At 36.9% G+C, this 12,732-nt stretch carries 12 protein-coding genes; 3 read left to right on the top strand and 9 right to left on the bottom strand.

The window, feature by feature from the left end; all coding sequences use genetic code 11:
• Positions 1-48 precede the first annotated feature (48 nt).
• The 5 genes from hpsP to glmM form a co-directional block, all read right to left on the bottom strand.
• Complete coding sequence (gene hpsP / locus WJM97_RS07725) at positions 49-1,221, bottom strand: hormogonium polysaccharide biosynthesis glycosyltransferase HpsP (RefSeq protein ID WP_353932459.1); 1,173 nt, start codon at positions 1,219-1,221, stop codon at positions 49-51.
• A gap of 104 nt (positions 1,222-1,325) precedes the next feature.
• On the bottom strand, positions 1,326-2,507 hold the full coding sequence (hpsO, locus tag WJM97_RS07720; RefSeq protein ID WP_353932458.1) for a hormogonium polysaccharide biosynthesis glycosyltransferase HpsO: 1,182 nt from the start codon (positions 2,505-2,507) through the stop codon (positions 1,326-1,328).
• A 146-nt stretch (positions 2,508-2,653) separates the two neighbouring features.
• Positions 2,654-3,634 carry a hormogonium polysaccharide biosynthesis glycosyltransferase HpsN gene (gene hpsN, locus WJM97_RS07715; RefSeq protein ID WP_353932457.1) on the bottom strand — a complete coding sequence of 327 codons (981 nt, stop codon included), beginning with the start codon at positions 3,632-3,634 and terminating at the stop codon, positions 2,654-2,656.
• Between the two features lie 97 nt (positions 3,635-3,731).
• Entirely contained in the window at positions 3,732-5,411 is a 1,680-nt protein-coding gene (gene hpsL / locus WJM97_RS07710) for a hormogonium polysaccharide biosynthesis protein HpsL (RefSeq protein ID WP_353932456.1), read from the bottom strand.
• 159 nt (positions 5,412-5,570) lie between these two features.
• A complete protein-coding gene (gene glmM, locus WJM97_RS07705) occupies positions 5,571-7,043 on the bottom strand; it encodes a phosphoglucosamine mutase (protein WP_353932455.1) in 1,473 nt (490 codons plus the stop codon).
• 397 nt (positions 7,044-7,440) lie between these two features.
• On the opposite strand from glmM, the gene WJM97_RS07700 reads away from it, so the two are divergent.
• Positions 7,441-8,157 carry a heme oxygenase (biliverdin-producing) gene (locus WJM97_RS07700; RefSeq protein ID WP_353932454.1) on the top strand — a complete coding sequence of 239 codons (717 nt, stop codon included), beginning with the start codon at positions 7,441-7,443 and terminating at the stop codon, positions 8,155-8,157.
• 141 nt (positions 8,158-8,298) lie between these two features.
• Here WJM97_RS07700 and WJM97_RS07695 read toward each other — a convergent pair whose 3' ends face one another.
• Positions 8,299-9,396: a Gfo/Idh/MocA family oxidoreductase gene (locus tag WJM97_RS07695; RefSeq protein WP_353932453.1), complete on the bottom strand. Its 1,098-nt coding sequence runs from the start codon at positions 9,394-9,396 to the stop codon at positions 8,299-8,301.
• 135 nt (positions 9,397-9,531) lie between these two features.
• Here WJM97_RS07695 and WJM97_RS07690 point away from each other — a divergent pair, with 135 nt between their 5' ends.
• Complete coding sequence (locus WJM97_RS07690) at positions 9,532-9,765, top strand: DUF6737 family protein (RefSeq protein WP_353932452.1); 234 nt, start codon at positions 9,532-9,534, stop codon at positions 9,763-9,765.
• A gap of 28 nt (positions 9,766-9,793) precedes the next feature.
• On the opposite strand, the gene WJM97_RS07685 is transcribed toward WJM97_RS07690, so the two are convergent.
• Positions 9,794-10,381, bottom strand: coding sequence for a thioredoxin family protein (locus WJM97_RS07685; RefSeq protein ID WP_353932451.1), 588 nt, complete (start codon positions 10,379-10,381; stop codon positions 9,794-9,796).
• A 283-nt stretch (positions 10,382-10,664) separates the two neighbouring features.
• Between WJM97_RS07685 and WJM97_RS07680 the strand changes: the two genes are divergently transcribed.
• Entirely contained in the window at positions 10,665-11,069 is a 405-nt protein-coding gene (locus WJM97_RS07680) for an NIL domain-containing protein (RefSeq protein ID WP_353932450.1), read from the top strand.
• A gap of 100 nt (positions 11,070-11,169) precedes the next feature.
• On the opposite strand, the gene WJM97_RS07675 is transcribed toward WJM97_RS07680, so the two are convergent.
• Together WJM97_RS07675 and WJM97_RS07670 are read right to left on the bottom strand one after the other, a co-directional pair.
• On the bottom strand, positions 11,170-11,730 hold the full coding sequence (locus WJM97_RS07675; RefSeq protein WP_353932449.1) for a phycobiliprotein lyase: 561 nt from the start codon (positions 11,728-11,730) through the stop codon (positions 11,170-11,172).
• 73 nt (positions 11,731-11,803) lie between these two features.
• Positions 11,804-12,484: a HEAT repeat domain-containing protein gene (locus WJM97_RS07670; RefSeq protein ID WP_353932448.1), complete on the bottom strand. Its 681-nt coding sequence runs from the start codon at positions 12,482-12,484 to the stop codon at positions 11,804-11,806.
• Positions 12,485-12,732 lie beyond the last annotated feature (248 nt).

Raw genomic sequence — 12,732 nt, 5'->3', positions numbered from 1 at the left:
CTATCGAGATTTCGCAGGTGGCAATAAAATTTCTTGTTTGGTGTTTATTCAGTCAACCCTAATTATCTGATTATATGCTTGGATTATCTGTTGTGCGATCGCATCCCAGCTAAAATTCTGTAAAGCATATTCTCTAGCATTTAACCCCCGTTTTTGACATTCTGGCAAATTAAACAAAGCTGTTGTTAATAATTCAAAAATTGATTCTACACTGGTTTTACCCACCCAACCAGACTCACTATCTATGATTTGTTGATAAATATGCACTTGATCAGAAATCACCACAGGTGTACCTGCTACCATCGCTTCTGCAACCGCAATACCAAAATTTTCATAATAAGAAGGTAACACAAATAAATCCGCAGTTTTTAATAAACCAGTTTTTATTTCTCCTGTCACAAAACCTGTAATAGTAGTATGAGATTTTAAAATTGAACTTTCTATTTCAGATTTAATTTTTTGCTCATAAATTGGATCTTGGGGATTTGTACCTGCTAAGATAAAATGAAAATCAAAACCCTGATTTAACAACTTTTCTAAAGCCGCAATTAATAATTCTAAACCCTTCTTAGGATCAATCCGTGACATAAATAAAATCAAAGGTTTATCCTGGGGAATAGAAAACTTACTTCTCACATCTTCAGTGCTTACTTTAGGAGGAATAACACCCAAAGGAATCACCAAATCTTTTGTTTTTACACCAAACCTTTCAGATACCTTTGCTTCCTGTTCACTGGTGAAATGAATTGCTGCCGCACCCGCTATATTATCACGTTCTAAAACAGCAGTATATATTTTTTTTAATTGTTTTTTCTTTTGTAAATCAGCCGGATCAAGAGTTCCTAAAGGACGTAAAATATAAGGTAAATTCTGCTGACGACAAATCATCGCCGCAGCACTAATTACAGGAGAGTATAAAGCATGAAGATGGGCAATATCAAACTTGTTAGCATTATTTTTTAACCATTTTAACAAATCAATCGAAAACTTATATCTGCGAAATGGCGCACAACGGAAATAAATGATTTCATAACCATTTTGTTGAATAGGTTTATTTAAAGGAACATCAAGTGATTCTTGTCCATTATCACCATTAGTATTAGTAGTTAAGATAGTAACTTCTGCACCTGCTTTTGCTAAGGCTGGTGATAGTCCTAAAATCATTTGACTAGGACCACCATAAATAAGAGAAATAGAAGGAACAATTTGTAATATTTTCATTTAATGGGTAATGGGTAATAGGTAATAGGTAATGGGTAATGGGTAATGGGTAATGGGTAATAGCTAATTATCCCAACTTCTGAACTTCTATTTTATTCTTACTTTCACCAGTCACCTTTAACTTTTAACTCTTGATAAAATTCATATTGTTGTTGAGCTACCGCTTTATTTGTATATTTAATCATTGCTTTTTCATAACCTTTTATTCCTAATTGTTCACCCAAATTTGGATTATCAATTAACTGTAATAAACAATTAGCTAAAGCCTGATCATCGCCTTCAGGGAAAATTAAACCGTCATCACCAATAACATGAGGAATTTCTCCAGAATCAGAACCAATTACAGGAACTTTACAAGCCATTGCTTCAATTAAAACATGACCAAATTGTTCTTTCCAACCCACAGCAGTGAGGGTTTTAAATTTATAAGTTGTTTCAGAAGGAAGTACCAATGTGTTCATTAAATTTATATAATTAGCAACTTCATCATGAGGAACACTTTCAACTATCACCACTTTTTCTTGAAGATTATTTTCCGTAGCTATTTTCAATAATTCTGCTCTTAAATCTCCTCTACCTAATAGTAATAATTTCCAGGGTTTATCTTGAATATTCACTAATGCTTTTAACAGAGTAAGTAAACCTTTTTCAGGCACAAATCTACCGACAAAACCAACAACAAAATCATGTTCATCAATTCCTAATTTAGCAGCTAAATCTGCCTGTGGGTTAGGTTTAAATAAGGTTTCATCTACACCCAACTGGGGTAAAACTTTAATAGAACCATTATATCCCCGTTGTCTTAAAATATCAGCCCCATCTTGATTACCGGAAATAATCCCATCACTATTCTTGAGATTATATTTTTCTAATAAGGCAATTGGTAATTTCAATTCATAAGGTAAATTCCACCAGGTAAAAAATACATTTTTAGATTTTAAACCTAACAATTGATTCAACAAAATCATTTGTGTATAAGCTAAACCCCTTGAACCTTGTTCAACATGAATAATATCGGGACGAAATTTATTTAATAACCCGATTAAATCAGTCCCAAAAGTTAATAATCCTTGATGATTTTGACTAAAATTAGAAATAGGAACTATTTTAAAAGCACCTTCATCTCTATATTCTGTTTCAATAATTTTGTTTTGTACTCCTCCCGGTTGCCATTTTTTAGGAACTACAACCGTAACTTCAATGCCTGATTCTAGTTTTGCTAAAGCTCGTAATTTTTCACAGTTTAAGTCTACTATATAGGTGTGACTAGCAACTAATATTTTCATGGTAAATTTTGAATATAAATTGATAAATTTTAGAACTCATTCAAAATTACAAAAATAGATGAACACCGACATAATTATAATTAGAGATATGTTAAATTTATCCATAATTTATCTGCGTCTATCTGCGTTCATCTGCGTTCAATAAATTAAACCTGTTGATCTAAACGACTGTAAATTTGCCCATCATTCCACGCTGATTGAATCATAGTCCCTAAAGCTTTAAGAAAACCTAAAAAATAGAAAACTCCACGACTGGCAATTTTAATAGGTGAACCACTTTTATAACAAGGAGGGTTGCCGAGAACATGGCAGTCAAATAAACGACCATAAAGTCGCAAAGATTGGGTAAATGTGAGGTTTTTTAAACCTAATAAAAAATGATTGTGATAAAAGGTAATTTGATATTTAAGCGATCGCATACTAATATCATGACAACCGCCTGTTTCTTCTCCTAAATGTACTAAATAAGATTCTGGATCATACCAAATTTTATATCCAGTTTGTCGAAACCGTAAACAAAAATCCGACTCTTCCCTGACTGCACTACCCCGAAACCTCTCATCAAATTTAATACCGTACTTAGTAAACACATCTCTACGAAAAGACATATTACAACCTCTAGCGGTTAAAACTTGCTGAGGTTTGGTCGTATGTACTAAATCAATATGATACCAAGCAATACCAGGATCCATTGCTTCCGGTGGTAAGTATTCAATTTCCAGTTCTCCCCCAGAATCACCTAATTTCATTCTGTCAAAGACGCGGCCTGCAACTGCACCTATTTCTGGATTTTCTACGTAGTTTTTGGCATGAGCAGCTAAAAAACCAGGTGTTAACTGCACATCATCATCAATAAATAAGATAATTTCACCCGATGATCTGCGTACACCGTAGTTTCTTGCACCTGGTAAACTTGCCCAATCTAATTTAAACAACTTGATTTTACCAGATGCAGACATTTTATCTAGAAAAGCTTGAGTTTCTGGTTCGTGGGTTTGGGTTTGATCTACTACCAAAACTTCAAAATCGGGATAATCTTGTTTTAAGACATCCACAATACTATCTTGTAGCAGTTTTTCTCTTCTGTATGTAGGGATAACTACGGAGATTAATGGGTAATTATTCATAAATGTGATAGTTAAAATTGTAATTAATTAAGCTGATGTTATTTAAGTATAACCTTACAGTGGCTGTATAGAGATCATCCAATAACTAATTTTGATTTTATATTTGTATGTTTTTATTATATTTAGATGATTTTTTACCTACACTTTTTTTATTATATTTTGATTGTATTTCTTGAGGGTCATGTTTCATTTCTTTATCAAGTTCTGATAACTTGAATAACATTCCTATGGATAACCAATAGTAAACACCTACTGGGTCAACATCTAAAGGATAATAATAGGTGTTATAACTAATAAATAAAATAAACACCCACATACTGGCAGCATAGGTTCTAAGATTACGATTTTTGATTTTTTTATAGGTCTTAAAAGCAGTAACTGTGATTGTAGTAACAAAGATCAAAAAAGCCATTACTCCCACAATTCCCACTTCATAAAGAACTTTAGGATAATATGTTTCTATTAACCTAGTTGAACCTAAGATGCGGGCTGAGTTAGTTGCCCGACCTAAACCCTTACCCAAAGGACTATCATCAACCTGGTGCCAGCTTTCCTCGAATTGCTGAACTATAAAATTTTGAGGAGGTGAAGCATTCCATCTATCAACAAAACTGTCTGTTCTTTCTTGTACGACTGTGGGGTTAGCTGCCATTGCAATTACTAAAATTAAAGCAAACCCACCTATAACAGGAATAAACTTTTTAAAATTTGCAAATTGACCCGTAAATAATAATAGCATCACAAAACAAACTGGTACTAAAGCTAAAGCAATTCTTTGTCCAGAAACAACGGCATTCATAAACACTAAAGCTAAAGCTGGTAAACTGATAATTCGCCAAATAATGGATTTATCGCTAAAAATACTAGCAAAGGTAAAAAACGTTCCCGAAATCAAAAACCATGACCATTGCCAAGGAGCAACAAATGTTCCAGGTAAGCGAATTACTCCCTGCTCTGGAGTATACAACAATGCACCGCCGACATAGCAGCGGGCATCTAGTGAAGCTTTAAACAATAAGTCTCCCTCAACACCTACAGTTCCTTTACATACCCCAATTGTGAGTAGAGCATACTGCATAATTCCGAGAAGACCGCAGATTAGTATGAGGATAACTTGAAGCCGTGAGAGTAACCAAAAGTCTTTTTCATCACGGATTAAGTAGTATACACAGCTAATTAGGGGCAAATAGCCTATTAAAACTTTTAATCCTAAGATTCCGACTCCTATAGGTACTTCTCCAGAGGCACTTAACTCCGGTTCACTATTGACAATTAATTGCTGTTCACCATTGACAAATAGTAGAGTCATGATACAGCAGCCAAGGAGAATCATAAATGGAGTTTTAATGCCTTTAGGAACAAGAAAGGGCTGTCTTTGTTTGTTACAGGTTTGCCAAACTGCGATCGCCATAGGGATAAAAAAAGCATCTTTGGCTAACTGCATAATGGGACTACCACCCAACCAGTAAACCACAGTCCCCGCAAAAGGTAGGTAGATCACAAAAGCAAACAAAGCAGGGCGTGGATATTTGTAGCACAGAGTTAAAACCATGAGACCTAATGCCCCTGGAACAGCTAATTTAATGCCACCTACAAAAAAAAGCACTATACCCAAAAATATGCCACTGCCTATAAGTTTACTAACCAAGCCAGTAAATTCTTTACGTGCTTGCATAGCTTTGCGCTTGAGAGCTAACTCTTCTTTTAAACTCAGGACTGGTTTATTTGGTGATGACTGCTGTTTTCCGCGTTTGGATTTTCGCTTTGTTTTCGGCATAACTGTTTAGGTTACAGGTGACAGGGAAGAAGAGGGTGTAGGATTCGAGGTAGGAGGAGTAGGGAAAGAAAAATTAAAAGAAAAATTAAAAGAAAAATTAATTCTTTATCCTGACTCCTGACTCCTGACTCCTTAAATTCCTGACTCCTGAATTCTTCTTTAAGCTATGTGTTCCTGAACTTGGGATACTAATTCCTTTGTCCAATAGTTTACCAATTCAGTATCAGCAGCCTCTACCATAACTCTAATCACAGGTTCTGTCCCAGATGCACGAACTAAGATCCTGCCATGATCACCCATGGCGGTTTCGGCTTTGGCGATCGCTTTTTGTACTGGTTCGCAATTTTCCCACCCTAACCGTTTTTCTCTATCTTCTACTCTCACATTTTTTAATAGTTGTGGATAGGTTTGAAAACTTTGATCTACCATTTCCCCTAAAGAAATTCCCGCCGCTTTCACCACAGCAGCCAAATGTAAAGCTGTCAGTAACCCATCTCCAGAGATGCCATAATGACGACAGAGGATATGTCCTGATTGTTCTCCCCCCAACATTCCTCCGGTTTTCAGCATTTCAGCTTGCACGTACTGATCACCAACAGCGGTGCGAATTAATTTACCTCCTCTTTTTTCCCAAGCCTTCTCAAAGCCTAAGTTCGCCATCACAGTGGAAATAATCAAGTTATCTGGCAATTGTTGTTGTGTTTGCAGATGACAACCCCAAATATAAAGAATGTAGTCACCGTTAACTTGTCTGCCTGTATTATCTACGGCTAATACTCGGTCTGCGTCGCCATCAAAGCCAAAGCCCATATCCGCTTGATACTCTTTGACTGCTTCTGCCAAAATATCTAGATGTGTAGAACCGCAATTGACATTAATGCGATCGCCATCCGCCTGGTTATGTAAACAAATCACATCCGCACCCATCTGGGTAAATACTGTCGGTGCTAACCCCACAGCCGCCCCCCAAGCCACATCTAACACTATCTTCATACCCTGAAGATTTACTTGGGGTTGTAACGGTTGTTGCAGAGCTTTTCCGTAATCTGCTATTAATTCTGTCCGTGAATAATGTCTACCACAATTACTTACATTGCTAGTAGTAGCAACGTCACCCCGCAAACCCGATTCAATTTTGGCTTGTAGTGCTTTCGACAACTTTGTCCCATTCCCACCAAAAATTTTAATGCCATTGTCTTCTGGTGGGTTATGGCTGGCAGAAATCATGACTCCACCAATAGCATCAGTAATACTCGTCAGATAAGCTACGCAGGGAGTAGGACATAAACCTAAATACCAAACTTCTAAACCTGCGGCAGTTAATCCTGCACTTAAGGCCATAGCCAGCATATCACTGGAATTTCTGGAGTCTTGCCCCAAGATAATCGGTCCTATTTTGGCAGCATGATCACGTAAAATAATACCAGTCCAAAAACCTACTTGTAAGGCTAGGGGTGCTGTGAGTAATTCTCCCACTTTGCCACGGATGCCATCTGTACCGAATAACGGCGTTTTTGGCAGGGATATGAAGCTAGGGGCAAAATTACTTTCGTTTCCTGTTTTCAATCTTTCAGTTTTAGCCATATAACCTTCAGATATACGGCCTTGAGTCTTAGCCATAGAAGAAACCATATTTTTCTACACTCCACACCATCACAATGGAGGATAACACTTTAAACCTTGTTCAACAATTCTGATGAAATAGCCTGTCAACAGAACATCTGCAATTTCTTTTCTTAACCACAATTAATTTTGACGATCTTGTATTAAGTAAAATTACAGATGATTGTGAATTATTTACTTGACATCCCCCAATGTCTTTGATAAATCAGGCTTATAACCCAATGATAACTGGAAAAAGCCTACAGAACCTTATTTTTATAGTATAAAAGAATACTTTTCGACAGCAACTTCATGAATTTTAATATAAATTCTCATCAAAAAGTTCTAAGGTAACGTTTTAATGGCATTTTTTCGTCATTAGTGAACAATTCTCACAAGTTGACTTTTTAAAGTAGAGAAATTTAACATGAGCAGCAATTTAGCCTCTAAATTACGAGTAGGTACAAAAAAAGCGCATACAATGGCAGAAAATGTAGGTTTTGTCAAGTGCTTTTTGAAAGGAGTTGTAGAAAAAAAATCGTACCGGAAACTGGTTGCTAACTTTTATTTCATCTACTCAGCAATGGAAGAAGAGATGGAAAAGCACAAACATCACCCCATTGTGAGTAAAATTTATTTTCCTGAACTAAACCGCAAGCATACATTAGAGCAAGATTTAGCTTACTACTACGGTTATAATTGGCGGGAGCAGATCAAATTATCCCCTGCTGGTGAGGCCTATGTAAATCGCATTCGGGAAATTTCCGCTACAGAACCCGAATTATTAATTGCCCATTCCTATACCCGTTATTTGGGTGACTTATCTGGGGGACAAATCCTCAAAAATATTGCTGTCACAGCAATGAAACTGGGTGAAGGTGAAGGTACTGCTTTTTATGAGTTTGCAGATATTAGCGATGAGAAGGCATTTAAAGCTAAATATCGGCAAAATTTAGATGAAATGCCCATTGATGACGCTACAGGCGATCGCATTACCGAAGAAGCAAATGCTGCTTTTGGTGTGAACATGAAGATGTTCCAAGAATTAGAAGGTAATTTGATTAAAGCAATCGGGATCATGGTTTATAACACCTTGACACGGAAACGCACTAAGGGTAGCACTGAATTGGTGACTGCTGAGTAATCATTAACTACTGTTGAATTCTATAGGGGTGATGTCCCTGTGATTGTTTTCTGTGCATGAAAGCAACCGGAGGGAGATTACCCCTAAATTTTGTGTTTATGCGTTTAATTATAGAGTGGGAATTTCCCACTTTACAGGTAATTATGCCGCTAAAAATGACTCTAAATTTGGCACATCTACCCACATTCTCCCATCATTGGATTGATGGGATAAATCCATCAATAATTGTGAATAAACACCTGCTTTTAAAGATGGTGTAATTTCTTGTTTTGTCTCAATTCCTATCACCCATTGATCCACAACTCTTAAAAATGCACAAATTCGACCATCAGCATAATGTTGAGGAAACAATAAATGTGGAGGAATTTCCATTTCTGTTAAAGTTTCACCAACTTGAAAACCCCAAACTTTAAACCCGTGAATATAATCTTTTTGATGTTCACTTCCTAAAACTAAAGTTCCTTGATCACCATAAACTTCTATCCAATGAGGTCTAGGTGCATGAACCACAGCACTAATAGAAAGTTGACATGGTGTACCATTTGCTAACTCTAAAGATATCAAACAATTGTCATCGGTATTTACTGCTTTTACTTCCCCACTTTGAGGATCATTTCTTTGGGTAATAGCTGTATTTAAATAGGCGTTTAATTTACTAACTGGGCCAAATAACCAATTAATATAATCAAAAGCATGAGAACCTAAAGAACCCAATACACCACCACCTTGATCTTGACGAGAATACCAATTCCAAGCGCGGGATGTATCAGCACGGGAAGCACCTAACCAGTCAATTTTGATTAAGCGAATATTACCAACATAATTAGAAGATAAAAGTTGATGAAAATATTGCCATGCAGGAATAAAACGAAATTCAAAATCAACAGATGCAATTAGACCTTTAGTTTTTGCTAATTGATATAATTCTTTAGCTTCATTTGCATTTAAAGTAACTGGTTTTTCTAATAACAGATGTTTACCAGCTTCTAAAACTTGTTTACCCATGTCATAATGTAGAAATGGCGGTGTGGAAATACTCACAGCTTCTACTTCTGGTAAGGCGAGAATTTCTGCCAAATTATCACTAGCATGAGAGATATTATTAGCTTCAGCGATAGATTTAGCTTTATTTATATCTCGATGATAAATAGCTTTAATCTCAGTTTTATGGTGTGCTTGAAATGCGGGAATATGTACTTTTTGCCCAAATCCAGTACCGACAATTGCAACTCCAACCATAATTTATATTTTAATTTTTGCTAAATTTAACTACAATGATTGTACTAAATATTGATGATTTTTAATAAAATAAAAGTCTGTAATTGGGACTTAGTCCTGAAAAAAATCAACAAAACAACAAACTTCAAAAAAATTATGTCTGAAAAACAAACAATAAATCCTTGGAATTATAAACCTTGGTGGTGTCAACCTTGGTCAATTATGCTCACAGGTTTAACATTAATTAGTGGTAGCTGGTTGATATTTCAACTAATATGGTTAACAATTTTTGTCGCTATTCCTGTATTAACTTGGATGGGTTTCTTTTTATTAATCTGGCCAAAATTAATGATTGAAAGTGGTGTTTTAGAAGGTAAAAGTAATGAGTAACCACCCATTACCCATTACCAATTACCTGTTAATTAACAACTTGACTACCATGACTGCGAGGATCATCTTGACTACCCGCTGATATTGGGGCGGAAAATGTGGAAGTTTTGCCACTACTTTGGGCATAGGGTAGGGGAGAATTGGTCACTAAGGCTTCTAAATTACTGGCCATGATGGAACGAGGTATATCACCAATTGCCTCGGCTATACCTTCTCCTTCGTTGCTTAAAAAGACAAAATGGGGAATACCATCTACCCGATATTTGAGCATTTCTGGCAACCATTTGTTATTGTCCACATTCAGCATGACAAAGTTGAGTTTGTTTGCGTATTGTTGTTTGAGTTCTGCCATATCAGGTGCCATTTTTTGACAGACTGTACACCAATCTGCATAGAACTCTACTAAACTGGGCTTATTATTACTGACTGCAACTTCTAGAGGTGTGGATGCTTGATCTAGTTGGGTGAGAGAAACAGAGTCAGTTTGAGTTCGTAGTCCTAAAAATAGTGAAGCACTCAAGATGACAGCTACCATGACAATGAGGAAGTTTCTGACACGTCCTCCAAGGTTAGATTCTGACTTGGTAGGATCATTTACAGGTGTTTCTGTACTCATAATTTATTTATTAAGACTTATTAAGTAGTTTACTGATCTAGTTTAGCAAAACCTGTTTTTTACTTAGGGCTTGCTGAATAAATCTCAAAACATTACAGGTAAACGATTTTAGCGATTTTGACTTTCAAAAAATGCAAGCTTTGATGAGGTGAGAACTGAAAAACCTTGCATTTAATTCCTGCTTCAAGGAAAAATAGTTCCCATCCAACTCTTGAAACTGTCACCTGTCACCTGTCACCTGTCACCTGTCTCCACGACAAGACTTTATCAGCAAACCCTACTTATGAAAAAACGCGTCACCCTGACTTTTCCCAAACGTGTCATTCAAATGCCGGTGACTTACCGACTAGCCAAGGATTTTAATGTTGCTGCTAATATTATCCGCGCTCAGGTTGCTCCCAATCAAATTGGTAAATTAGTGGTGGAATTATTGGGAGATATTGATCAGTTAGATGCAGCTATTGAGTGGATGCGATCGCAAAATATCAATGTTTCCCATAATTTAGGTGAAATTGTCATTGATGAAGAAGTATGTGTTGACTGTGGTTTGTGTACAGGAGTTTGTCCCACACAAGCCCTGACTCTCGATCCGGAAACATATAAACTCACATTCACGCGATCGCGCTGTATTGTCTGTGAACAGTGTATTCCCACCTGTCCAGTCCAGGCAATATCTACAAATTTGTAATCAGAAGTCAGGAGGGGCGAACGGCCGTTCGCCCGTACAGGAGTCAGAAGAATATCAGAATAAAGAGTTAATTTTCCTTTCTATCACTCCCTCTCCCCAACTAACCCGCATTAGCTGCTTCCATCGCTTTTTTAGATGCTTCTGTAGCACCCATACGAATCTCAGAAGTAAAGGAAGCCATACTAAAACCACCAAACCGCTTGAGAATACCTACCCGCATCCGGAGGTTAGGACTAGCAAACCATAGCCTTTCCTCGGAAGACATAGTTTCATACTCAGTGATTAGAGTTAAAGCCCCATCATCACCAATTTTGTAAGTTCCTGCGACGGGGGCTTTTTCGGCATAACCCATTTCCCGCAGTAATTTACCTTCACCAGGTTTATCTGCATCAGGAACTGTAACTAGAACTGTAGAACCTTCGTGTTTTTCTTCATCCCATTCCATTGTTCCCTTCCAGGTGACTCTTGCACCACAGGAAGCGTTACTAGGTTCAACTTTGTGCTGTTCACACAGTTTAATTACTTCGGGATGATCTGCGGCCAACATCTCAATTACGATGTCTGACTTACCATCTTCTGATTGTTTAAAGGCTAAATGGTGACTGGTACGGTGAGAGAACCATTTTCCCGCACTTAACTCAAAAAATTCTTCAATATTCATGAATCAAACTGTCCTGGAGCAAAATACAAAGAATTCAACTTTTATTATTAAAAAGGTAGCAGGAAGTGTTAACCTAATTTTGATTTTCTATTTCTGCAAGTCTTTCCAGAGAAATTCTCGCAGCCTCAGCAACGTGAGGATGACTGTCTTTTTCCAAATATTTCAAAGCAGAAACACTTTTAGGGGTGGGAAGATTACCCAAAGCTTCTGCTAGACGTTGCCGTACTAGCCAATCTTCAGCTTGGGCAAAACGGAGGATATGATCTACAGACTCAATATCTTGTATTTCTCCTAAAGCAGAAATGGCAGCTTGTTGGATAACTACTTCTTGACTATCAAGTGCTTGAATGAGAATATCATGGGCGCGGGCATCTTTGATATTACCCAAGGAAACAGCAGCACTAAATCTAACTAGCCAATCTGTATCTTCGTAAAATGCCCTGGATAGTGCTTCTAATGCTCTGTTATCACCTAAATACCCTAAAGCACCAGCAGCATCAGCCCGGATACCGTAATCTGGATCAGTTTCTAATATTTTGATCAGGATAGGATAACATTCGGGAGTTTGCTTGATACCTAATGCAAATACCGCCATTGAGCGTAGTTGCATGGATTCATCATTTAATACCTTCTTAATTAAAGGTACTGCATCTTCTGAGGGAATATCACGCAGGTTAGCTAAAGCTACCATGCGATCGCGTAGGTTTGTACTTTCTAACTGGGTAGAAATTACTTCTAAACTGGGAGTAGTCATTATAATTGACAGCAATTGCTTTACTTATCTTTACTTTAACTTAAATCTTAGCCATCAGCGGTCTGGAGTCAACCATCAGCAATAAACTATCTTTATTGAGTAAAGCTAAATATCTTCTATTCCCTATCTACAGGATGATACTTATATCCTTAATAGTAGTCAGATTTAACATCAAAACTGTGTCCTCAGTGTGACGAGAATACGAAAAGATCAACATAGGTTTAAAAGGTAGGAAATAAAAGTCACTT

Source organism: Okeanomitos corallinicola TIOX110, from assembly GCF_038050375.1.
In the GTDB taxonomy this organism is placed as follows: Bacteria; Cyanobacteriota; Cyanobacteriia; order Cyanobacteriales; family Nostocaceae; genus Okeanomitos; species Okeanomitos corallinicola.
The sequence above is the reverse complement of the archived record's forward strand: the minus strand, read 5'-3'. Positions and strand labels throughout refer to the sequence as shown.

What these genes read in the sequence shown, in the direction of transcription:
- WJM97_RS07700 (WP_353932454.1), top strand. Translation starts at nt 7,441, where the DNA reads ATGAGCAGCAATTTAGCCTCTAAATTACGAGTAGGTACAAAAAAAGCG.
- hpsO (WP_353932458.1), bottom strand. Translation starts at nt 2,507, where the DNA reads ATGAAAATATTAGTTGCTAGTCACACCTATATAGTAGACTTAAACTGT.
- hpsN (WP_353932457.1), bottom strand. Translation starts at nt 3,634, where the DNA reads ATGAATAATTACCCATTAATCTCCGTAGTTATCCCTACATACAGAAGA.
- glmM (WP_353932455.1), bottom strand. Translation starts at nt 7,043, where the DNA reads ATGGTTTCTTCTATGGCTAAGACTCAAGGCCGTATATCTGAAGGTTAT.
- hpsL (WP_353932456.1), bottom strand. Translation starts at nt 5,411, where the DNA reads ATGCCGAAAACAAAGCGAAAATCCAAACGCGGAAAACAGCAGTCATCA.
- WJM97_RS07675 (WP_353932449.1), bottom strand. Translation starts at nt 11,730, where the DNA reads ATGAATATTGAAGAATTTTTTGAGTTAAGTGCGGGAAAATGGTTCTCT.
- WJM97_RS07680 (WP_353932450.1), top strand. Translation starts at nt 10,665, where the DNA reads ATGAAAAAACGCGTCACCCTGACTTTTCCCAAACGTGTCATTCAAATG.
- WJM97_RS07695 (WP_353932453.1), bottom strand. Translation starts at nt 9,396, where the DNA reads ATGGTTGGAGTTGCAATTGTCGGTACTGGATTTGGGCAAAAAGTACAT.
- hpsP (WP_353932459.1), bottom strand. Translation starts at nt 1,221, where the DNA reads ATGAAAATATTACAAATTGTTCCTTCTATTTCTCTTATTTATGGTGGT.
- WJM97_RS07690 (WP_353932452.1), top strand. Translation starts at nt 9,532, where the DNA reads ATGTCTGAAAAACAAACAATAAATCCTTGGAATTATAAACCTTGGTGG.
- WJM97_RS07685 (WP_353932451.1), bottom strand. Translation starts at nt 10,381, where the DNA reads ATGAGTACAGAAACACCTGTAAATGATCCTACCAAGTCAGAATCTAAC.
- WJM97_RS07670 (WP_353932448.1), bottom strand. Translation starts at nt 12,484, where the DNA reads ATGACTACTCCCAGTTTAGAAGTAATTTCTACCCAGTTAGAAAGTACA.